A 22,878-nucleotide genomic window follows, 5' to 3' on the forward strand; every position below is an offset into this window, starting at 1 on the left:
GCCTTCATGGAAAAGACCAAGCAGACTGTGCCCTCTGTGGTGCCGCGCCACGTCGCGATCATCATGGATGGGAATAATCGCTGGGCGAAGAAACGCTTTATGCCGGGTGTTGCCGGGCATAAAGCGGGTGTCGATGCGGTTCGGGCTGTGATCGAGGTATGCGCCGAGGCCAAGGTCGAAGTGTTGACCTTGTTCGCCTTCTCCAGTGAGAACTGGCAGCGGCCCGCCGAAGAAGTCAGTGCCTTGATGGACCTGTTCTTCAAGGCCTTGCGTCGTGAAGCCAAGCGGCTCAACGACAATAACATCAGCCTGCGCATCATCGGCGATCGCTCCCGCTTCCACCCCGAACTGCAAACCGCCATGCGCGAAGCCGAGGCGATTACAGCGGGTGCCAACCGATTCGTGCTGCAGATCGCCGCCAACTACGGTGGCCAGTGGGATATCGCCCAGGCTGCACAGCGTCTGGCGCGCGAAGTGCAGGCCGGTCATCTACGGCCGGACGACATTACGCCCGAACTGTTGCAAACCTGCCTGGTGACTGGCGACCTGCCGCTGCCTGACTTGTGCATCCGTACCGGGGGTGAGCACCGCATCAGCAATTTCCTGTTGTGGCAGCTAGCCTATACCGAATTGTACTTCTCCGACCTGTTCTGGCCGGACTTCAAACACGATGCCATGCGTAAAGCACTGGCCGATTTCGCTTCCCGTCAGCGTCGCTTTGGTAAAACGAGCGAGCAGATCGAAGCTGGAGCCCGGGTTTAAATGCTTAAACAACGAATCATCACAGCACTGATCCTGTTGCCGATCGCCTTGTGTGGGTTTTTTCTGCTCGACGGTTCTGCCTTTGCGCTGTTTATCGGCCTGGTGGTCACCCTGGGGGCCTGGGAGTGGGCGCGCCTGGCGGGTTTCAACACGCAATTGCCGCGCGTTGTGTATGCCGCTGTGGTGGCTGCCTTGGCATTCCTCCTGTACATCCTGCCGGACATTGCGCCGTGGGTGTTGGGGGCGGCGGTGCTGTGGTGGGCGCTGGCGACATTCCTGGTGTTGACCTATCCAGGCACCAGTGGGAAGTGGTCCAGTGTGGCCTGCAAGCTGGTGATTGGTTTGCTGATCTTGTTGCCGGCGTGGCAAGGGTTGGTGGAGATCAAGCGTTATCCAATGGGTAACTGGTTGATCCTGGCGGTCATGGTGCTGGTATGGGGTGCTGATATCGGTGCCTACTTCTCCGGCCGGGCCTTCGGCAAGCGCAAGCTGGCGCCGGCGGTCAGTCCGGGCAAGAGCTGGGAAGGCGTCTATGGCGGGTTGGCGTTGACGCTGGTGATCGCGCTGGTGGTCGGTGTGGTGCGTGGCTGGTCGGTGAAGGACATCTTCCTGGCGCTGCTGGCCACTGCCATTGTGGTATTTATTTCGGTGGTGGGTGACCTCACCGAGAGCATGTTCAAGCGTCAGGCCGGGATCAAGGACAGCAGCAACCTGCTGCCGGGTCACGGCGGCGTGCTGGACCGTATCGACAGCCTGACCGCTGCCATTCCGATCTTCGCCGTACTGTTGTGGATGACTGCTTCGTGAGCCGCCTGCAGCAAGTCACCGTGCTGGGTGCAACCGGCTCGGTGGGGTTGAGCACCCTGGACGTGATTGCTCGTCACCCTGATCGCTATCAAGTCTTTGCCCTGACCGGGTTTACCCGTCTGAGTGAGTTGCTGGCCTTGTGTGTGCGTCACGCGCCGCGCTTCGCCGTGGTGCCTGAGGGCGCAGCGGCCCGTGGCCTGCAGGATGATCTGCGGGCTGCCGGGCTTGCCACTCAAGTGCTGGTAGGGGAGCAGGGGTTGTGCCAGGTCTCGGCCGACGCCGAGGTGGATACCGTGGTCGCCGCTATTGTCGGCGCTGCGGGCCTGCGCCCAACCTTGGCTGCCGTGGATGCTGGCAAGAAGATCCTGTTGGCCAATAAAGAAGCACTGGTCATGTCCGGTGCGCTCTTCATGCAGGCGGTGCGCAAGAGCGGTGCGGTGTTGTTGCCACTGGACAGCGAGCACAATGCAATTTTCCAATGCATGCCCGGCGATTTTGCGCGTGGCCTGAGCCAGGTGGGGGTGCGTCGGATCCTGCTGACCGCCTCCGGTGGCCCATTCCGGCAGACTCCACTGGCCGAGCTGGAGCATGTATCGCCCGACCAGGCGTGCGCTCATCCGAACTGGTCCATGGGGCGTAAAATCTCCGTGGATTCGGCAAGCATGATGAACAAGGGGCTGGAGCTGATCGAGGCGTGCTGGTTGTTCGATGCGCGCCCGGATCAGGTCGAGGTGGTGATTCACCCGCAAAGTGTGATTCATTCCCTGGTCGACTACGTGGACGGGTCGGTCCTGGCGCAGTTGGGTAACCCCGATATGCGCACGCCGATTGCCAATGCCCTGGCCTGGCCGGAGCGGATCGACTCGGGCGTAGCGCCATTGGATCTGTTTGCGGTGGCCCGGCTGGACTTTGAGGCCCCGGATGAACAGCGCTTTCCTTGCCTGCGCCTGGCGCGGCAAGCGGCTGAAGCGGGTAACAGCGCACCGGCGATGTTGAACGCGGCCAATGAAGTGGCTGTGGCAGCGTTTCTCGAACGGCGCATCCGCTTTCCGCAGATCGCGAGTATCATCGAAGACGTCCTGGCGCTTGAGCCTGTTGTGGCGGTCAATGAACTGGCGGCGGTATTCGAGGCTGACACCAAGGCCCGAGCCTTGGCAGAACAATGGTTGAACCGCAACGCGCGTTAGTCTGTGGGCAGGTTTGAGCCTTCAGGCACTGGATTGGAATGCGGAGAAATTAGATGAGTGCGCTTTACATGATTGTCGGCACCCTGGTTGCTCTGGGTGTTCTGGTTACCTTCCACGAATTCGGCCACTTCTGGGTGGCGCGTCGTTGCGGCGTCAAGGTACTGCGCTTTTCCGTCGGTTTCGGCATGCCGCTGGTGCGCTGGCACGACCGTCACGGCACCGAGTTCGTGATTGCGGCCATTCCTTTGGGCGGCTACGTCAAGATGCTCGACGAGCGCGAAGGCGAAGTGCCGGCAGATCAGTTAGACCAATCGTTCAATCGCAAGACCGTTCGTCAGCGCATTGCCATCGTCGCCGCCGGCCCGATCGCCAACTTTCTGTTGGCGATGGTGTTTTTCTGGGTCTTGGCCATGCTGGGCAGCCAGCAGGTGCGTCCGGTCATCGGTGCGGTCGAGTCGGACAGTATTGCCGCCAAGGCAGGGTTGGTTGCCGGGCAGGAAATTGTATCTATTGATGGCGAACCCACCACGGGCTGGGGTGCGGTCAATTTGCAGTTGGTGCGTCGCCTGGGTGAAAGCGGCATCGTCAAGGTGGTGGTGCGCGAGCAGGATTCCACCCGCGAAACCCCGCGTGAGCTGGCCCTCGACCATTGGCTCAAGGGCGCTGATGAGCCTGATCCGATCAAGTCTCTGGGCATACGTCCATGGCGTCCGGCCTTGCCGCCGGTCCTCGCGGAGCTGGACCCGAAAGGTCCGGCCCAGGCTGCCGGCCTGAAAACCGGTGATCGCCTGTTGGCCCTCGATGGTCAGCCGCTGGGCGACTGGCAGCAGGTGGTCGACCTGGTCCGTGTACGTCCTGATACTAAAATTATGCTGAAAGTTGAGCGCGACGGTGCTCAAATCGACGTCCCCGTGACCTTGTCGGTTCGTGGGGAGGCCAAGGCGGCCGGGGGTTACCTGGGTGCCGGGGTCAAAGGTGTCGATTGGCCGCCATCGATGGTGCGTGAGGTGAGTTACGGGCCGTTGGCTGCAATTGGCGAAGGTGCAAAACGCACTTGGACCATGAGTGTGCTGACCCTCGAATCCCTCAAGAAAATGTTGTTCGGCGAGCTCTCGGTAAAAAACTTGAGTGGACCGATAACCATTGCTAAAGTGGCGGGCGCTTCTGCCCAGTCGGGTGTCGCGGATTTCCTGAATTTCTTGGCTTATCTGAGTATTAGCCTGGGTGTTCTGAATTTGTTGCCCATTCCTGTACTGGATGGGGGGCATCTGTTGTTTTATCTGGTCGAGTGGGTGCGTGGTCGCCCCTTGTCGGATCGGGTGCAGGGTTGGGGGATACAGATCGGTATCAGTTTGGTGGTCGGGGTGATGTTATTAGCCTTGGTCAACGATCTGGGTCGACTGTAACGCTTCGCTGAATTGCGAATCTGCCGCATTTTGCGGCAGTTTGTTTATTGCCAGTTGGAATAAGAAAGGACTTCATGAAACGTCTGCTGCTAACTGCGGTTCTCACCGTATTGATGATCGCCGAAGTTCACGCCGAGTCCTTCACCATCTCCGATATTCGCGTCAATGGCCTCCAGCGGGTTTCCGCGGGTAGCGTCTTTGGTGCATTACCGTTGAACGTCGGTGAACAGGCTGATGACCGTCGCCTGGTGGAATCCACTCGTGCGCTGTTCAAAACCGGTTTCTTTCAAGACATCCAACTGGGTCGCGAAGGCAACGTCCTGGTCATCACCGTGGTCGAGCGACCTTCCGTCGCCAGTATCGAGATCGAAGGTAACAAGGCGATCTCTACTGAAGACCTGATGAAAGGCCTGAAACAGTCTGGCCTGGCCGAAGGCGAGATCTTCCAGCGCGCCACCCTCGAAGGTGTGCGTAACGAACTGCAACGCCAGTACGTTGCCCAGGGTCGCTACTCCGCAACCGTGGAAACGGAAGTGGTCCCGCAACCGCGTAACCGTGTCGGCCTCAAGGTCAACATCAACGAAGGCACCGTGGCGGCGATTCAGCACATCAACGTGGTGGGTAACACCAAGTTCGCTGATGAAGACCTGATCGACCTGTTCGAGCTCAAGACCACCAACTGGTTGTCGTTCTTCAAGAACGATGACAAGTACGCCCGTGAAAAGCTGTCCGGTGACCTGGAGCGCCTGCGTTCCTACTACCTGGACCGTGGCTATATCAACATGGATATCGCTTCGACCCAGGTGTCCATCACCCCGGACAAGAAGCACGTCTACATCACGGTCAACGTCAACGAAGGCGAGAAGTACAAGGTTCGTGACGTAAAACTGAGCGGTGACCTTAAAGTACCTGAAGACCAGGTCAAGGCGCTGCTGCTGGTGCAGAAGGACCAGGTGTTCTCGCGCAAGCTGATGACGACCACCTCTGAACTGATTACCCGCCGCCTGGGCAACGAAGGCTACACCTTCGCCAACGTCAATGGCGTGCCGACGCCTCATGATGATGACCACACCGTGGACATCACTTTCGTGGTCGACCCCGGCAAGCGTGCTTATGTGAACCGTATCAACTTCCGCGGCAACACCAAGTCTGCGGACGAAGTGTTGCGTCGTGAAATGCGTCAGATGGAGGGCGGCTGGGCGTCGACTTACTTGATCGACCAGTCCAAGACCCGTCTTGAGCGCCTGGGCTTCTTCAAGGAAGTCAACGTCGAAACCCCGGCCGTACCGGGTGTGGATGACCAGGTTGACGTGAACTACGCCGTGGAAGAGCAGGCATCGGGTTCGATCACCGCCAGCGTCGGCTTCGCACAGAGCGCCGGTCTGATCCTCGGTGGTTCGATCACCCAGAACAACTTCCTGGGTACCGGTAACCGCGTCTCCATCGGCCTGACCCGAAGCGAATACCAGAGCCGATACAACTTCGGCTATACCGACCCCTACTGGACTGCTGATGGTGTGAGCCTGGGCTACAACGCCTTCTACCGCACCACCGACTACAAAGACCTCGACGTTGACGTTGCAAGCTATGCGATCGACAGCCTCGGTGCCGGTGTCAACGTGGGTTACCCGATCAGCGAAACGTCGCGCCTGACCTTCGGCCTCACTGCACAGCAGGATGAGATCAAGACCGGTGTGTACACCGTGGACGAAATCTTTGACTTCACCCGTCGTGAAGGTGACAAGTTCCTGAACTTCAAGGCGTCTGCCGGCTGGTCCGAGTCGACCCTGAACAAGGGCGTACTGGCGACCCGTGGCCATTCCCAGAGCCTGACCCTGGAAACCACCACGCCGGGCAGCGACCTGTCGTTCTTCAAGCTCGACTACCGTGGCCAGTTGTTCACGCCGTTGAGCGACAACTACACCATGCGCCTGCACACTGAGCTGGGTTATGGCGATGGTTATGGCTCCACCAATGGTCTACCGTTCTACGAGAACTACTATGCGGGTGGCTTCAACTCCGTACGTGGTTTCAAAGACAGCACCTTGGGCCCACGTGGTACTCCAAGTCGTGGTGTTGGCGTAACCGGTAACCAGGGCACTGTGGCTGACTCGGACAATGACCCGCTGCCATTCGGTGGTAACGTCTTGATCCAGGGCGGTGCGGAAATCCTGTTCCCGCTGCCGTTCGTGAAGGATCAGCGTTCCCTACGGACTTCGGTCTTCTGGGATGTGGGTAACGTGTTCGATTCCAAGTGCGAGCAGATCAAAAACCCGAGTGGTGTGAAGTCCAACACCCAGTGCAACGATGTGAGCCTGAGCAACCTGGCAAGCTCCGTGGGTGTGGGTGTGACCTGGGTGACTGCGCTTGGCCCATTGAGCTTTGCTCTGGCCATGCCGATCAAGAAACCGGATAACGCTGAAACCCAGATTTTCCAATTCTCCCTCGGCCAGACGTTCTAAGCGTCTGACCCAAGATAACGACAACGGATTCTGTAGGAGTACATCGTGCGTAAGTTGACTCAATTGGTGCTGCTGGCAACTGTGTTGGTAGCGACCCCGGCCTTCGCCGAAATGAAAATCGCCGTCCTGAACTATCAGATGGCCCTCTTGGAATCCGATGCGGCCAAGAAATACGCCGTGGATGCCGAGAAGAAATTCGGCCCGCAACTGACGAAGCTCAAGACCCTGGAAAGCAGCGCCAAGGGCATCCAGGATCGTCTGGTGGCCGGTGGCGACAAGATGCAGCAAGGCGAACGCGAGCGTCTGGAGCTTGAGTTCAAGCAAAAGGCCCGTGACTACCAGTTCCAATCCAAGGAACTGAACGAAGCCAAGGCTGTTGCTGACCGTGAAATGCTGAAACAACTGAAGCCGAAGCTCGATAGCGCTGTGGAAGAAGTCATCAAGAAAGGTGCCTTTGACCTGGTGTTCGAGCGTGGCGCTGTGATCGACGTCAAGCCTCAATACGACATCACCCGTCAGGTGATCGAGCGCATGAACCAGCTGAAGTAAGCCATGACCGCGACTATCAAGCTCGGCGAGTTGGCCGAGTTCCTGGGGGCCACCTTGCGTGGCTCCCCGGAGAAGGAAATCACTGGGCTAGCCACCTTGCAGGAGGCTGGCCCAGCTCAGTTGAGCTTCCTCGCAAACCCCCAATACCGTAAATACCTGGTCGACAGCCAAGCTGCAGCCGTGTTGCTGAAAGACGCTGACGCCGAAGGGTTTGCCGGGGATGCACTGGTGGTGCCCGATCCGTACCTCGCGTATGCGCGGGTTTCGCATCTGTTCGATCCCAAACCCAAGGCTGCCGCCGGTATTCATCCGTCTGCGGTGGTTGCCGACGATGCCCAGGTTGATCCTGCGGCCAGCATCGGTGCCTTTGCGGTGATTGAGAGCGGTGCACGCATCGCGGCCGGTGTCACGGTCGGTGCCCATTGCTTTATCGGTGCGCGCTGCGAAATCGGCGCCGGCGGTTGGCTGGCTCCCCGCGTGACCCTGTACCACGATGTGCGTATCGGTGAGCGCGTGGTCATTCAGTCGGGTGCCGTAATTGGCGGTGAAGGCTTCGGCTTTGCCAACGCCAAGGGTATCTGGAACAAGATCGCCCAGGTCGGTGGCGTATTGATCGGCGACGACGTGGAGATTGGCGTGAACACCGCTGTCGATCGCGGGGCCCTGGCCGATACCGTGATCGGCAACGGCGTGAAGCTCGACAACCAGATCCAGATCGCCCACAACGTGCAGATTGGCGATCACACCGCCATGGCGGCCTGCGTGGGTATCTCCGGCAGTACCAAGATCGGCAAGCATTGCATGCTCGCCGGTGGCGTCGGGTTGGTCGGGCATATCGATATTTGCGACAACGTCTTCATCACCGGCATGACCATGGTCACTCACTCGATTACCGAGCCTGGGGCCTACTCTTCCGGTACCGCCATGCAGCCCGCGGCTGAATGGCGCAAGAGTGCAGCTCGGTTGAGGCAGCTTGACGACATGGCTCGACGTCTCAAACAGCTGGAAAAGCGTGTTGGGGACGTGACCCCTGGCGGTAATGCTTCATCAGAAGGCTGATACCATTTCCATATCAAGTGTGCACAGCCGCTAGACTGCCTCCTTGATTTGCTAGCGGGGCGTGCTTTTAGTTCGCCCGCCCCCAATCTTTATTACAGGCTTCCCCCCGAAATGATGGACATCAACGAGATTCGCGAATACCTGCCTCACCGTTACCCGTTCCTGCTGGTGGATCGCGTAGTGGACCTCAACGTCGAGGAAAAGCGCATTCGTGCCTACAAGAATGTCAGCATCAACGAACCGTTCTTCAACGGTCACTTTCCCGCGCATCCCATCATGCCGGGTGTGTTGATCATCGAAGCGATGGCCCAGGCTGCCGGTATCCTTGGTTTCAAAATGCTCGACCTCAAGCCTGCCGACGGCACGCTTTACTATTTCGTGGGCTCCGACAAGTTGCGTTTCCGCAATCCGGTGACCCCTGGCGACCAGTTGATCCTGGAAGCCAAGTTCATCAGCTGCAAGCGCCAGATCTGGAAGTTCGAATGCCAGGCCTCGGTGGACGGCAAGCCGGTGTGCTCCGCTGAGATCATCTGTGCGGAACGCAAACTATGAGTTTGATTGACCCTCGCGCAATCATCGATCCGTCGGCCGTTCTGGCCGCCGACGTTGAGGTCGGCCCCTGGTCGATCATCGGCGCAGGTGTGGAAATCGGCGAGGGGACTGTCATCGGGCCGCACGTGATCCTCAAAGGTCCGACCCGCATTGGCAAACACAATCGCATCTACCAGTTCTCCTCGGTAGGCGAAGACACCCCGGACATGAAGTACAAGGGCGAAGAGACTCGCCTGGTCATCGGTGATCACAACATCATCCGTGAAGGCGTGACCATTCACCGTGGCACCGTTCAGGATCGGGCCGAAACCACCCTGGGTGATCACAACCTGGTCATGGCTTACGCGCACATCGGTCACGACAGCGTCATCGGCAACCACTGCATCCTGGTCAACAACACCGCGTTGGCCGGGCATGTGCACGTTGACGATTGGGCGATCCTGTCCGGGTTCACCCTGGTGCATCAGTACTGCCATATCGGCGCCCATAGCTTTTCCGGCATGGGCACGGCCATTGGCAAAGATGTTCCGGCATTCGTCACGGTATTCGGTAACCCGGCGGAAGCGCGCAGCATGAACTTCGAAGGCATGCGCCGTCGCGGGTTCAGCGAAGACGCCATCCATGCCCTGCGACGTGCCTACAAGGTGGTTTACCGCCAAGGGCTCACCGTTGAGCAGGCATTGACCCAACTGGCCGAGCCGGCAGCGCTGTTCCCGGAAGTCGCGGTGTTCCGTGACTCAATCCAGGCGTCGACTCGCGGCATCACCCGCTAATCATGGCCAATCTGCGTATCGCACTGGTGGCCGGGGAAGCTTCCGGCGACATTCTGGGCGCAGGTCTCATGCGGGCCCTCAAGGCCCAGCATCCGGCGGTGGAGTTCATTGGCGTCGGCGGGCCGCTGATGCAGGCTGAAGGGCTTACGTCCTACTTTCCCATGGAACGTTTGTCGGTCATGGGGCTGGTCGAGGTGCTGGGTCGCCTGCGCGAGCTGCTGGCCCGTCGCAAGCTGCTGATCCAGACGCTGATCGAAGAAAAACCCGACGTGTTCATCGGCATCGACGCGCCGGACTTCACCCTCAATATCGAACTCAAGTTACGTCAGGCCGGGATCAAGACCGTGCACTACGTCAGCCCGTCTGTGTGGGCGTGGCGGCAGAAACGCGTGCTGAAGATCCGCGAAGGTTGTGATCTGATGCTGACTCTGCTGCCGTTTGAGGCCCGGTTCTATGAAGAGAAGGGCGTGCCGGTGCGGTTTGTCGGGCATACCCTGGCCGACGCGATTCCGCTGCAGGCTGATCGCGCCGCTGCGCGTGCCGAGTTGGGCTTGCCCGATGGCCCGCTGGTCGCGCTGATGCCTGGCAGCCGTGGTGGCGAAGTCGGCCGTCTGGCCTCGGTGTTTTTTGACGCTGCCGAACGCCTGCTGGCCTTGAAGCCGGGTGTACGTTTCGTGCTGCCTTGCGCTAGCCCGCAACGGCGTGCGCAGATCGAAACACTGCTGGAAGGCCGCAACCTGCCGTTGACCTTGCTCGACGGCCAGTCACACCTGGCCCTGGCGGCCTGTGATGCGGTGCTGATCGCTTCGGGCACCGCTACCCTGGAGGCCTTGCTGTACAAGCGCCCAATGGTAGTGGCCTACCGCCTGGCGCCGCTGACGTTCTGGATTCTCAAGCGCATGGTCAAAAGTCCTTACATCTCCCTGCCCAATCTGCTGGCCCAGCGCCTGTTGGTGCCGGAGTTGTTGCAGGACGATGCAACGCCCGAGGCGCTCGCACAAACGCTATTACCCTTGATCGACGGTGGCGAAGAACAGACCCGTGGTTTCGACGACATTCACCGCATACTGCGCCGTGATGCCTCAAACCAGGCGGCCGACGCCGTGCTGACCCTGATCGGCCATAAACAGGAAAGCCTATGACGATGCAAATGGGCCTGGATTTCAGCCTGGTCGCACAAGCCCATGAGCTGGTGGCCGGCGTTGACGAAGTCGGGCGTGGGCCTTTGTGCGGTGCGGTGGTCACGGCGGCGGTGATCCTCGATCCGAACCGCCCGATCCTCGGCCTCAACGACTCGAAGAAACTCACCGAAGCGCGCCGTGAAAAGCTTTACGACGAGATCATTGAGAAAGCCCTGAGCTGGCATATCGCCCGGGCTGAAGTCGAAGAAATCGACGAACTGAACATTCTCCACGCCACCATGCTCGCGATGCAGCGTGCGGTTGAAGGCCTGCATATCACGCCAAAAATGGCGATGATCGATGGTAACCGTTGCCCCAAGCTGGCCATGCCTTCTGAGGCGGTGGTGAAGGGGGATAGCAAGGTGCCTGCTATCGCGGCCGCCTCGATCCTGGCCAAAGTCAGCCGTGATCGTGAAATGGCCGCGTTCGAACTGATCTATCCAGGCTACGGCATTGGCGGCCATAAAGGCTATCCGACGCCCGTTCATCTGGAAGCCCTGGCTCGCCTGGGTCCGACGCCGATTCACCGCCGCTCGTTCGCCCCGGTTCGCCAGGCCTACGAGTTGCGCGAGAGCCTCAACGAGGTGTAGTCGCAAGGCTGATGTTTTGCTCAAGGCCCGGTACAATCCGGGCCTTGTTGTTTTCCACGTATAAGAGATCACTATGCCGGCTTCATTCGTTCACCTACGCCTGCACACTGAATACTCCCTGGTCGACGGCCTGGTACGGATCAAACCGCTGGTCAAAACCCTGGTGGGTATGAACATGCCTGCGGTCGCGGTGACCGATCAGAACAACATGTGTTCCCTGGTCAAGTTCTACAAGAACGCCATGGGCGCCGGTATCAAGCCGATCTGCGGCGCTGACCTGTGGCTGTCCAACAAAGACCCGGATAACCCCCTGAGCCGTATCAGCCTGTTGGCGATGAACGGCGTGGGTTATCGCAACCTTACCGAACTGATTTCCCGCGGTTTCATCGATGGCCAGCGCAATGGTTCGATCATCATCGAGCGCGAATGGGTTGCCGAGGCCAGCGAAGGCCTGATCATGCTGTCGGCCGCCAAAGAGGGCGAGATCGGTATCGCGCTGCTGGGTGGCAACCCCCAGGAAGCTGAAGTACTGGCCAAGGAGTGGATGCAGGTCTTCCCCGATCGCTTTTACCTGGAAGTCCAGCGCACCAATCGCCCCAACGATGAAGAGCACCTGCACGCCGCCGTGGCCCTGGCCGACAAGCTGGGGGCGCCACTGGTCGCCACCAACGACGTGCGCTTTATCAAGAAGGAAGATTTCGAGGCCCACGAAACCCGCGTGTGCATCGGTGAAGGCCGGGCCCTGGATGACCCGCGCCGCTCCAAGAACTACAGCGAAGAGCAGTACCTCAAGAGCGCGGAGGAGATGGCCGAGCTGTTCAGCGACCTGCCCGAGGCCCTGGAAAACTCCGTCGAAATCGCCAAACGCTGCAATATCGAAGTGAAGCTGGGCAAACACTTTTTGCCCAACTTCCCGATTCCCGATGGCATGACCATCGATGAGTACTTCCGCAAGGTGTCGTTTGATGGTCTGGAGGAGCGTCTTTCCGTCCTGCTGCCCAAGGACACCACCGAAGATTACGAGGCCAAGCGCCAGGTTTATGTCGATCGGCTGAATTTCGAGCTGGATATCATCATCCAGATGGGCTTCCCCGGTTACTTCCTGATCGTAATGGACTTTATCCAGTGGGCCAAAAACAACGGCGTACCGGTAGGGCCGGGCCGGGGGTCGGGTGCCGGCTCGCTGGTGGCCTACGTGCAGAAGATTACCGACCTGGATCCGCTGGAATATGACCTGCTGTTCGAGCGGTTCCTGAACCCGGAACGGGTTTCCATGCCCGACTTCGACGTCGACTTCTGCATGGACGGCCGTGACCGCGTGATCGAATACGTGGCCGAGAAATACGGCCGCAACGCGGTAAGCCAGATCATCACCTTCGGTTCCATGGCGGCGAAGGCTGTAATTCGCGACGTGGCGCGCGTTCAGGGCAAGTCCTACGGCCTGGCGGATCGTCTGTCGAAGATGATCCCGTTCGAAGTCGGCATGACCCTGGAAAAAGCCTACGAGCAGGAAGAGATCCTGCGCGACTTCATCAAGATCGATGAAGAGGCCGCCGAAATCTGGGACATGGCCCGCAAGCTTGAAGGCGTGGTGCGTAACGTCGGTAAACACGCCGGCGGTGTGGTGATCGCGCCTACAAAACTCACCGACTTTTCGCCGATTTATTGCGATGAGGAAGGCGGCGGCCTGGTCACCCAGTTCGACAAGGACGACGTGGAGGCGGCCGGCCTGGTGAAGTTCGACTTCCTTGGCCTGCGAACCCTGACGATCATCGACTGGGCGCTCAAGACCATCAACCGCGACCGCGCCAAGGTCAATGAAGAGCCGCTGGATATCGCGTTTATCCCGCTGGACGACAAACCGACTTACACCTTGCTGCAAAAAGCCGAAACCACGGCGGTGTTCCAGCTTGAGTCGCGGGGCATGAAAGAGCTGATCAAAAAGCTCAAGCCCGACTGCCTGGAAGACTTGATCGCACTGGTGGCCCTGTTCCGTCCGGGTCCGCTGCAGTCCGGCATGGTGGACGACTTCATCAACCGTAAGCACGGTCGCGCGGAGCTGGCGTATCCGCACTCCGACTACCAGTACGAAGGCCTCAAGCCAGTACTGGCGCCGACCTACGGCATCATCCTGTATCAGGAACAGGTGATGCAGATCGCCCAGGTGATGGCCGGCTATACCCTCGGCGGCGCGGACATGCTGCGTCGAGCCATGGGTAAGAAAAAACCCGAAGAGATGGCCAAGCAGCGCGGCGGTTTCATCGAGGGTTGCGCGACCAACAATATCGACGCGGACCTGGCCGGTAACATTTTCGACCTGGTGGAAAAATTCGCCGGTTATGGCTTCAACAAATCCCACTCCGCCGCGTACGGCCTGGTGTCGTACCAGACCGCCTGGCTGAAAGCGCACTACCCGGCGCCGTTCATGGCGGCGGTACTCTCGGCGGATATGCACAACACCGACAAGGTCGTGACCTTGATCGAGGAAGTGCGCACCATGAAGCTGCGTCTCGACGCACCGGACGTGAACGCCTCGGAGTTCAAGTTCACGGTAAACGACGAAGGCCGCATTATTTATGGGTTGGGCGCGATCAAGGGGGTGGGTGAAGGCCCGGTGGAAGCCATCACCGAAGCGCGCCAGGACGGACCCTTCAAGGATCTGTTCGACTTCTGCGCGCGGGTTGACCTCAAGCGCATCAACAAACGGACCCTCGATGGTCTGATCCGTAGCGGTGCGCTCGACCGTCTCGGCCCGTATTTTCACGACGAGCCCAAGGCTTACCAGGCGAATATCGACCGGAACCGTGCGGTATTGCTCACCGCCATGGAAGAAGCGATCAAGGCCGCCGAACAAACCGCCCGTACCCACGACAGCGGCCACGCCGATCTGTTTGGCGGTTTGTTCGTCGAAGAGGATGCCGATGTATATGGCAACCATCGCAAGGCCAAGGAGCTGACGCTCAAGGAGCGCCTCAAGGGTGAGAAAGACACCCTGGGCCTGTACCTCACCGGCCACCCGATTGACGAATACGAAGGTGAAATCCGCCGTTTCGCCCGTCAGCGAATCATCGACCTGAAACCTGCGCGGGATACCCAGACCGTCGCCGGCATGATCATCGCCCTGCGGGTGATGAAGAATAAAAAGGGCGACAAGATGGGGTTCATCACCCTCGACGACCGTTCGGGGCGCATCGAAGCCTCGCTGTTCGCCGACGCGTTCCACTCCGCGCAGTCGCTGTTGCAGACCGACGCCATGGTGGTAGTGGAAGGGGAGGTCAGCAACGATGACTTCTCCGGCGGCCTGCGCCTGCGGATCAAGCGGGTGATGAGCATGGAAGACGCGCGCACCAATCTGGCCGAAAGCCTGCGCTTGAAGGTGAAAACCGAGGCGCTCAAGGGCGATCAGCTACGCTGGTTGGGTGAGTTGCTCAAACGCCACCGTGGCGCGTGCCCGGTGACCATGGAGTACACCGGCAGTGACGCCAAGGCCATGTTGCAGTTTGGGGAGACCTGGCGAATCGATCCGGCTGATGGCTTGATTCAAGCATTGCGTGACCAGTTCGGCCGTGACAACGTCTTCCTCCAATACCGTTGACGGCCAGGCACCGCAATTCGCCTGTTCTCGACGAAACATTTAATCTCGACCTGGACGCGCCTCTCCCTTAAGGTAGGGCGCGAACAGACAACCGGCTGGCCAGGCACTCCCTGGCCGTCGACCCAAGACGGACGCTTATGAACCCGAATTTTCTTGATTTCGAACAGCCGATCGCTGACCTGCAAGCCAAGATCGAAGAGCTGCGCCTGGTCGGCAATGACAATTCGCTGAATATCGGCGATGAGATCGCTCGCCTGCAAGACAAGAGCAGCTCGCTCACCGAAGACATCTTCGGCAAGCTGACCAGTTGGCAGATCGCGCGCCTGGCTCGCCACCCGCGCCGTCCGTACACGCTGGACTATATTCAGCACATCTTCACCGAGTTCGACGAGTTGCACGGCGACCGCCACTTCTCCGACGACGCGGCCATCGTGGGCGGTATCGCTCGCCTGGACGACCAGCCGGTGATGGTGATCGGTCACCAGAAAGGCCGTGAAGTGCGCGAGAAGGTCCGCCGCAACTTCGGCATGCCGCGTCCTGAAGGCTACCGCAAGGCGTGCCGCCTGATGGAAATGGCCGAGCGCTTCAAGATGCCGATCCTGACCTTCATCGACACCCCGGGTGCCTACCCAGGTATTGACGCTGAAGAGCGCAACCAGAGCGAGGCTATCGCCTGGAACCTGCGCGTCATGGCCCGCCTGAAAACCCCGATCATCGCCACCGTGATTGGTGAAGGGGGATCCGGCGGCGCTCTGGCCATCGGCGTCTGCGACCAGCTGAACATGCTGCAATACTCGACCTACGCGGTGATTTCGCCGGAAGGTTGCGCCTCGATCCTGTGGAAAACCGCCGAAAAAGCGCCGGACGCTGCCGAAGCCATGGGCATCACCGCCGATCGCCTCAAAGGCCTGGGTATCGTGGACAAAGTGATCGCCGAGCCTTTGGGCGGTGCCCATCGTGACCCGGCTGCGGCTGCCGCGACTATCCGCGCTGAACTGGGTTCGCAGTTGGCGATGCTCAAGAAGCTGGATAACGAAGCGCTGCTGGCTCGTCGTTACGAGCGTCTGATGAGCTACGGTCTCTAAGCCGACGCTGTACCCAATGTGGGAGTCGGCTTGTGTGGGAGCTGGCTTGCCTGCGATAGCATCACCTTGGTATCACTGATAGACCGAGGTGCCTGCATCGCGGGCAAGCCCGGCTCCCACATTTGTTTTGTGTATGCTGACGAACGTATTCCAGCTTTGCAGCGGTGACGTGTGATGAAACCAACCCTGCCGGCCACACTCCTGCGTACCCTGGCCCCCTGGCGTAACGCGCCGGCCTGGCATATCGCATTCTCCGGCGGTCTCGACTCCACCGTCCTGTTGCACCTTCTGGCCTCGCTGGCCAAACTTGAAAATCTGCCTGTTCTCAGTGCCGTCCATATCCACCATGGCCTGCAAGCTGCTGCCGATGCGTGGCCCGCGCATTGCCAATCGGTCTGCGACAGCCTGGGCGTGCCCTTGCGGGTCATGCGCGTGCAAGTCAGTCCTGGTGCGAGCCTTGAACGTGCGGCCCGCGATGCGCGTTACCAGGCGTTCATGCAGGTAATAGGGGCAGGGGAGGTGCTTTTCACCGGCCAGCATCGCGACGATCAGGCCGAAACCCTGATCTTTCGTCTCTTGCGCGGGGCAGGGGTGCGAGGGTTGGCGGCCATGCCTGGGTATCGCCCATTGTCGGGCGGGCATGTGGTACGGCCATTGTTGAATGCCTCCCGTGGTGAATTGGAGGCCTACGCCCACCAGCATCAATTGAAGTGGATCGAAGATCCCTCCAACGCCGATCCACGTTTTTCCCGCAATTACCTGCGCCATCATGTATTCCCGACCCTGACGCAACGCTGGCCCCAGGCAGTCTCCAGCCTGGCGCGCACGGCCGAACACTTGGCCGAGGCACAGGGTCTGCTTGACGAGTTGGCGCAGATGGACCTGCGGGCCGCCGATCAGCCTTCAGCGTTTGCCTGGTTGCCTTTGCCTTCATTGGCGCTTGCGCCATTACGAGAACTTTCCGATGCCCGCCAGTGCAATGCCTTGCGGCATTGGTTGGCTCCGCTGACTCGAATGCCTGACACCGACCACTGGGCCAGTTGGTATGCCCTGCGTGATGCCAAAGGCGATGCACAACCCGTGTGGCACCTGGCCGACGGACAACTGCATCGTTGTGGTGAGCGCATCTGGTGGTTACCTTCAGCGTGGTCGGCGTTTTCTGACGCATCGGTGCGCTGGCCCGATCCGCAAAACCCACTAGAGTTACCGGGCAACGGTCAGCTGAGATTTATCGGCAACGTCCCCGAATGCCCATTGGTGATCCGCTATCGCCAGGGGGGCGAAATCGTCGAAGTGCCAGGTCGAGGCCGGCGCGACCTGAAGCGCCTGCTGAATGAAAGTGGTTTGCCGGGCTTCGTCCGTGGCAGATTGCCGCTGGTCTATCGGGGCGAGCAATTACTGGCTGTCCCAACCGTCGCGGGGGCATGGGCCAGCTCAACGGATGACCGGCAATTACATTGGATGCCACAGACCTGCGATCAAGGTTTGAGCTGATAGAGCCTTTCCGGTAGACTACGCTCCCTTCTTGATACAACTTCTGTGGATTCAACTGAATCGCAGCAGTTGCCGATTACCAAGCAGTCTTTGCTGGGCGATTCCAAAAAATGTGTAGCGATCAACGTACCGGTGTTCCATTGCTGGTCTGTCACAACGCGGCGGTTTTTTTGAAAGGTGCACTGTGATTAATGCAGGTGATCGGGGGCTTCGGCCTTCCTTCGCTTTCCCCGGCGGCTCGGACCGCTTTAACGCAGACTTCTAGGGTTTTTCATGACGCGCTACATATTCGTCACGGGCGGTGTTGTTTCTTCATTGGGGAAAGGCATTGCCTCCGCTTCATTGGCGGCCATCCTGGAGGCGCGGGGACTTAAGGTCACCATGCTCAAGCTGGACCCGTACATCAACGTTGACCCGGGCACCATGAGCCCGTTCCAGCACGGTGAAGTGTTCGTCACCCACGACGGCGCCGAGACCGACCTGGACCTGGGCCACTACGAGCGGTTCATCCGCACGACCATGACCCAGAACAACAACTTCACCACCGGCCGTGTCTACGAGCACGTGCTGCGCAAGGAGCGCCGTGGTGACTACCTGGGTGCAACCATCCAGGTGATCCCGCACATCACCGACGAAATCAAACGCCGCATCATCAAGGGTGCAGGCGATGCCGACGTGGCGATGGTCGAGATCGGTGGCACCGTGGGTGACATCGAATCCCAACCGTTCCTCGAAGCCATCCGCCAGCTGCGTTTCGAAGTCGGCGCCAAGCGCGCGATGCTGATGCACCTGACGTTGGTGCCGTACATCGCCACGGCCGGCGAAACCAAAACCAAGCCTACCCAGCACTCGGTCAAGGAACTGCGTTCCATCGGCCTGCAGCCGGACGTGCTGGTATGCCGCTCCGATCACCCGATCGACATTTCCTCGCGTCGCAAGATCGCGCAATTCACCAACGTTGAAGAACGTGCGGTGATCGCGCTGGAAGACGCCGACACCATCTACAAAATCCCGGGCATCCTGCACTCCCAAGGCCTGGACGATTTTGTGGTCGAGCGTTTCGGCCTGCAATGCAATGGCGCGGACCTGTCCGAGTGGGAAGCCGTGGTCGACGCCAAGCTCAACCCTGAGCATGAAGTCACCATCGCCATGGTCGGCAAGTACATGGAGCTGCTGGACGCTTACAAGTCGCTGATCGAAGCGATGAGCCACGCCGGTATCAGCAACCGTACCAAGGTCAACCTGCGCTATATCGACTCTGAAGACATCGAGAACCAGGGCACTGCGCTGCTCGAAGGTGTGGACGCTATCCTCGTGCCAGGCGGTTTCGGCCTGCGCGGCGTGGAAGGCAAGATCACGGCTGTTCAATATGCTCGCGAGAACAAGGTGCCGTACCTGGGTATCTGCCTGGGCATGCAAGTGGCCGTCATCGAGTTCGCCCGAAACGTGCTGGGCTGGAAAGACGCCAACTCCACCGAGTTCGACAGCAAGAGCGGCCACCCGGTCGTGGGCCTGATCACCGAGTGGGAAGATGCCACCGGCGCAGTCGAAACCCGTACCGAAGCCTCCGACCTGGGCGGCACCATGCGCCTCGGCGCGCAAGACTGCCTGCTGGAGCCGGGCTCGCTGGTTCACGACTGCTACGGCAAGGACGTGATCGTCGAGCGTCACCGTCACCGCTACGAAGTGAACAACAACCTGTTGCCGCAGATCAAAGAGGCTGGCCTGAAAATCTCCGGTCGCTCCGGTGATGGCGCGCTGGTTGAAGTGGTTGAGGCGCCGGATCATCCGTGGTTCGTGGCGTGCCAGTTCCACCCTGAGTTCACCTCGACGCCGCGCGACGGTCACCCGTTGTTCAGCGGTTTCGTCAAAGCAGCACTGACGCAACATCAGAAGAAGGCGTAACCCTGATGGCCCAGAAGATCATTCGCGTAGGCGACATCGAGATTGCCAACGACAAGCCCATGGTGCTGTTTGGCGGCATGAACGTGCTGGAAAGCCGCGACATGGCGATGCAGGTCTGTGAAGAGTACGTAAAGGTCACCGAGAAACTCGGTATCCCTTACGTATTCAAGGCCAGCTTCGACAAGGCCAACCGTTCGTCCGTGACCTCCTATCGCGGCCCGGGCCTTGAAGAAGGCATGCGGATCTTCCAGGACATCAAGCAAGCCTTCGGCGTGCCAATCATCACCGACGTCCACGAGCCTGAACAGGCTGCCGTGGTCGCCGAGGTGTGCGACATCATCCAGTTGCCGGCCTTCCTGTCGCGCCAGACCGACCTGGTCGTTGCGATGGCCAAGACCGGCGCTGTGATCAATATCAAGAAAGCCCAGTTCCTCGCGCCCCAGGAGATGAAACACATCCTGAACAAGTGCGTGGAAGCGGGTAACGACCAGTTGATCCTCTGCGAGCGGGGTTCGAGCTTCGGCTACAACAACCTCGTGGTGGACATGCTCGGTTTCGGCATCATGAAACAGTTCGAATACCCGGTGTTCTTCGACGTGACCCATGCATTGCAAATGCCCGGTGGTCGCGCCGACTCCGCTGGCGGGCGTCGTGCCCAGGTACTGGACCTAGCCAAGGCGGGCATCAGCCAGTCTCTGGCAGGCCTGTTCCTGGAAGCCCACCCGGATCCGGACAACGCCAAATGCGACGGCCCATGCGCCCTGCGCCTGGACAAGCTGGAGCCATTCCTGGCCCAGCTCAAGCAGTTGGACGAACTGGTCAAGAGTTTTCCGACGGTAGAGACCGCGTAAGCGTCGTTTCTCCGGTAGACTTTCCCACGCTTTACGCTCAGGCCTGCGGGCCTGAGCCTTGTCGCCTGCAAGCCTGCCCCGTTGTTCCACCCTTGCGGTCGGTCAAAAGATTCCCTTCAGCTGCGTCGTTTTCGTCAACTTTGGAGTGTTTACAACAATGGCAAAAATCGTCGACATCAAAGGTCGTGAAGTTCTCGACTCCCGTGGCAACCCCACCGTCGAAGCCGACGTGCTTCTCGATAACGGCATCATCGGCAGCGCCTGCGCGCCGTCCGGTGCTTCTACCGGTTCGCGCGAAGCGCTGGAACTGCGTGATGGCGACAAGAGCCGTTACCTGGGCAAGGGTGTACTCAAGGCGGTAGCCAACATCAATGGCCCGATCCGTGACCTGCTGCTGGGCAAGGACCCGCTGGACCAGAAAGCCCTGGACCACGCGATGATCAAGCTCGACGGCACCGAAAACAAAGGCAGCCTGGGCGCCAACGCTATCCTCGCTGTGTCCCTGGCCGCTGCCAAGGCCGCTGCCCAGGACCAGGACCTGCCGCTGTACGCGCACATTGCCAACCTGAACGGTACTCCGGGTGTGTACTCGATGCCGGTGCCGATGATGAACATCATCAACGGTGGCGAGCACGCCGATAACAACGTCGACATCCAGGAATTCATGGTGCAGCCGGTGGGTGCCAAGTCCTTCTCCGAAGGCCTGCGCATGGGCACCGAGATTTTCCATCACCTCAAAGCCGTACTGAAGGCCCGTGGCCTGAGCACTGCCGTGGGTGACGAAGGTGGTTTCGCACCGAACCTGGCGTCCAACGAAGATGCACTGAAAGTGATCTCCGAAGCCGTGGCCAACGCTGGCTACAAGCTGGGCACCGACGTGACCCTGGCCCTGGACTGCGCGGCCAGCGAATTCTACGAGGACGGTAAATACAACCTGTCCGGCGAAGGCCAAGTGTTCAACTCCGAAGGTTTTGCGGAATACCTGAAGGGCCTGACCCAGCGCTACCCGATCATCTCGATCGAGGACGGCCTGGACGAGTCCGACTGGGACGGCTGGAAAATCCTCACCGACAAGATCGGCGAGAAAATCCAACTGGTGGGCGACGACCTGTTCGTGACCAACACCAAGATCCTGAAAGAAGGCATCGATAAAAAGATCGCCAACTCGATCCTGATCAAGTTCAACCAGATCGGCACCCTGACCGAAACCCTGGAAGCGATCCAGATGGCCAAGGCTGCGGGCTACACCGCCGTGATCTCCCACCGCTCCGGCGAAACCGAAGATTCGACCATTGCCGACCTGGCCGTGGGCACCTCGGCGGGCCAGATCAAGACCGGTTCCCTGTGCCGTTCCGACCGTGTTTCCAAGTACAACCAATTGCTGCGTATCGAAGAGCAACTGGCAGGCAAGGCCAAGTACAACGGTCGCGGCGAGTTTCGCGGCTGATCGCTACTTGATGGTAAAACATGCTAAAAAGTCGGCGGATTGCGTCGGAAAACTCACGACAGTGTGTATTTCGACGCTAATCTGATGGCTATCAAGCACAAGCCTGGTTCTTCCAGGCTTCGTGCTATCAGTTGTTTCAAAAGTTTTGCATGGCTGTCTTTTTTCACTGGATACCCGATATTCGATGCGCAGTCCCAATTGGTTGTTCCTCGTCTTGCTCTTGTTGCTGGCTGGCCTGCAGTACCGCCTATGGGTGGGTAATGGCAGCTTTGCGCAGGTAAAAGACCTGACCGAGCAAATTGCTGCACAGCACGCCGAAAACGAGATCTTGCTGGAGCGCAACCGCGTCCTCGATGCCGAAGTGCTTGAGCTGAAAAAAGGTACGGAGACCGTTGAAGAGCGGGCCCGTCATGAACTGGGCATGGTCAAGGAGGGCGAAACCCTCTACCAGTTGGCCCAATGAATCGCAGTTTGCCGGCCTTCTGGGCCGTGATTCCTGCCGCGGGCGTCGGTGCCCGTATGGCCGCGGACCGTCCCAAGCAATATTTGCAGTTGGGCGGGCGCACTATTCTCGAACACAGCCTTGGCTGCTTTCTTGATCATCCAGACCTTAAAGGGTTGGTGGTCAGTCTTGCTGTAGATGATCCTTATTGGCCAAACCTGCCTTGCGCCAACGACCCACGCATTGTGCGTGCGGACGGAGGCGACGAGCGTTCGGGGTCTGTGCTCAATGCGTTGCTGCAGCTCAATGCCCTAGGTGCCAGCGATGACGATTGGGTGTTGGTGCACGATGCTGCGCGCCCCAATTTGAGTCGTGAAGACCTCGACAAACTTCTGTTTGATCTGGCGGATGACCCGGTGGGCGGCTTGCTGGCCGTGCCGGCCCGCGACACGCTCAAGCGCGTCGACAAGCACGGTCGTGTGGTCGAGACCGTCGATCGCAGCCTGATCTGGCAGGCTTATACACCGCAGATGTTCCGCCTGGGTGCTTTGCATCGTGCTTTGGCTGACAGCCTGGTGGCCGATGCCGTGATTACCGATGAAGCCTCTGCCATGGAATGGTCCGGCCAGGCCCCGCGCCTGATTGAAGGGCGCTCGGACAATATCAAGGTGACCCGGCCGGAGGATTTGGAGTGGTTACGGTTGCGGTGGGCGAACCGGCGGTAGGCAGTG

19 protein-coding genes are annotated in these 22,878 nt (G+C 59.6%); all 19 read left to right on the plus strand.

The annotated features are described in order from the left end of the window. Nucleotides 1–6 precede the first annotated feature (6 nt). The 19 genes from uppS (at nucleotide 7) to ispD (ending at nucleotide 22,872) form a co-directional block, all read left to right on the plus strand. The gene (gene uppS, locus AC4PS7_RS02950; protein ID WP_010212460.1) at nucleotides 7–762 is read left to right on the plus strand and encodes a polyprenyl diphosphate synthase; all 756 of its coding nucleotides are present in this window, start codon (nucleotides 7–9) and stop codon (nucleotides 760–762) included. Then, nucleotides 763–1,569 (plus strand): phosphatidate cytidylyltransferase, encoded by an 807-nt coding sequence (locus AC4PS7_RS02955; RefSeq protein ID WP_137206099.1) that lies wholly within the window; start codon nucleotides 763–765, stop codon nucleotides 1,567–1,569. Continuing rightward, nucleotides 1,566–2,756: a 1-deoxy-D-xylulose-5-phosphate reductoisomerase gene (ispC, locus tag AC4PS7_RS02960; RefSeq protein ID WP_021492428.1), complete on the plus strand. Its 1,191-nt coding sequence runs from the start codon at nucleotides 1,566–1,568 to the stop codon at nucleotides 2,754–2,756. The genes AC4PS7_RS02955 and ispC overlap by 4 nt, the downstream gene beginning before the upstream one ends. 53 nt (nucleotides 2,757–2,809) lie before the next feature. Further along, nucleotides 2,810–4,162 (plus strand): sigma E protease regulator RseP, encoded by a 1,353-nt coding sequence (gene rseP / locus AC4PS7_RS02965; protein ID WP_010212455.1) that lies wholly within the window; start codon nucleotides 2,810–2,812, stop codon nucleotides 4,160–4,162. Between the two features lie 74 nt (nucleotides 4,163–4,236). Beyond that, nucleotides 4,237–6,624, plus strand: coding sequence for an outer membrane protein assembly factor BamA (gene bamA / locus AC4PS7_RS02970; RefSeq protein WP_021492426.1), 2,388 nt, complete (start codon nucleotides 4,237–4,239; stop codon nucleotides 6,622–6,624). 45 nt (nucleotides 6,625–6,669) lie between these two features. After that, nucleotides 6,670–7,173 carry an OmpH/Skp family outer membrane protein gene (locus tag AC4PS7_RS02975; protein ID WP_003219314.1) on the plus strand — a complete coding sequence of 168 codons (504 nt, stop codon included), beginning with the start codon at nucleotides 6,670–6,672 and terminating at the stop codon, nucleotides 7,171–7,173. A gap of 3 nt (nucleotides 7,174–7,176) precedes the next feature. Further along, nucleotides 7,177–8,232: a UDP-3-O-(3-hydroxymyristoyl)glucosamine N-acyltransferase gene (gene lpxD / locus AC4PS7_RS02980; RefSeq protein ID WP_042570666.1), complete on the plus strand. Its 1,056-nt coding sequence runs from the start codon at nucleotides 7,177–7,179 to the stop codon at nucleotides 8,230–8,232. Between the two features lie 111 nt (nucleotides 8,233–8,343). Next, entirely contained in the window at nucleotides 8,344–8,784 is a 441-nt protein-coding gene (gene fabZ, locus AC4PS7_RS02985) for a 3-hydroxyacyl-ACP dehydratase FabZ (protein WP_003172281.1), read from the plus strand. Beyond that, nucleotides 8,781–9,557 (plus strand): acyl-ACP--UDP-N-acetylglucosamine O-acyltransferase, encoded by a 777-nt coding sequence (gene lpxA / locus AC4PS7_RS02990; RefSeq protein WP_010212450.1) that lies wholly within the window; start codon nucleotides 8,781–8,783, stop codon nucleotides 9,555–9,557. The genes fabZ and lpxA overlap by 4 nt, the downstream gene beginning before the upstream one ends. Before the next feature lie 2 nt (nucleotides 9,558–9,559). Then, nucleotides 9,560–10,699 (plus strand): lipid-A-disaccharide synthase, encoded by a 1,140-nt coding sequence (lpxB, locus tag AC4PS7_RS02995; RefSeq protein ID WP_021492425.1) that lies wholly within the window; start codon nucleotides 9,560–9,562, stop codon nucleotides 10,697–10,699. A gap of 2 nt (nucleotides 10,700–10,701) precedes the next feature. Next, complete coding sequence (gene rnhB, locus AC4PS7_RS03000; RefSeq protein ID WP_031290979.1) at nucleotides 10,702–11,328, plus strand: ribonuclease HII; 627 nt, start codon at nucleotides 10,702–10,704, stop codon at nucleotides 11,326–11,328. A gap of 73 nt (nucleotides 11,329–11,401) precedes the next feature. Continuing rightward, complete coding sequence (dnaE, locus tag AC4PS7_RS03005) at nucleotides 11,402–14,923, plus strand: DNA polymerase III subunit alpha (RefSeq protein ID WP_010212447.1); 3,522 nt, start codon at nucleotides 11,402–11,404, stop codon at nucleotides 14,921–14,923. 137 nt (nucleotides 14,924–15,060) lie between these two features. Beyond that, nucleotides 15,061–16,008: an acetyl-CoA carboxylase carboxyltransferase subunit alpha gene (locus AC4PS7_RS03010; RefSeq protein ID WP_010212445.1), complete on the plus strand. Its 948-nt coding sequence runs from the start codon at nucleotides 15,061–15,063 to the stop codon at nucleotides 16,006–16,008. A 174-nt stretch (nucleotides 16,009–16,182) separates the two neighbouring features. After that, nucleotides 16,183–17,502, plus strand: a complete 1,320-nt coding sequence (tilS, locus tag AC4PS7_RS03015; RefSeq protein ID WP_457244165.1) for a tRNA lysidine(34) synthetase TilS — start codon at nucleotides 16,183–16,185, stop codon at nucleotides 17,500–17,502. A gap of 273 nt (nucleotides 17,503–17,775) precedes the next feature. Continuing rightward, nucleotides 17,776–19,407 (plus strand): CTP synthase, encoded by a 1,632-nt coding sequence (gene pyrG, locus AC4PS7_RS03020; protein WP_010212443.1) that lies wholly within the window; start codon nucleotides 17,776–17,778, stop codon nucleotides 19,405–19,407. A gap of 5 nt (nucleotides 19,408–19,412) precedes the next feature. After that, nucleotides 19,413–20,258, plus strand: coding sequence for a 3-deoxy-8-phosphooctulonate synthase (kdsA, locus tag AC4PS7_RS03025; protein WP_010212442.1), 846 nt, complete (start codon nucleotides 19,413–19,415; stop codon nucleotides 20,256–20,258). A 157-nt stretch (nucleotides 20,259–20,415) separates the two neighbouring features. Next, the gene (eno, locus tag AC4PS7_RS03030) at nucleotides 20,416–21,705 is read left to right on the plus strand and encodes a phosphopyruvate hydratase (RefSeq protein ID WP_003189193.1); all 1,290 of its coding nucleotides are present in this window, start codon (nucleotides 20,416–20,418) and stop codon (nucleotides 21,703–21,705) included. Between the two features lie 184 nt (nucleotides 21,706–21,889). Beyond that, nucleotides 21,890–22,168: a cell division protein FtsB gene (gene ftsB / locus AC4PS7_RS03035; protein WP_003231201.1), complete on the plus strand. Its 279-nt coding sequence runs from the start codon at nucleotides 21,890–21,892 to the stop codon at nucleotides 22,166–22,168. Then, on the plus strand, nucleotides 22,165–22,872 hold the full coding sequence (ispD, locus tag AC4PS7_RS03040; RefSeq protein ID WP_010212439.1) for a 2-C-methyl-D-erythritol 4-phosphate cytidylyltransferase: 708 nt from the start codon (nucleotides 22,165–22,167) through the stop codon (nucleotides 22,870–22,872). The genes ftsB and ispD overlap by 4 nt, the downstream gene beginning before the upstream one ends. The last annotated feature ends 6 nt before the right edge of the window (nucleotides 22,873–22,878 follow it).

The sequence above is a fragment of the Pseudomonas sp. DW-iso3 genome (assembly GCF_058725305.1).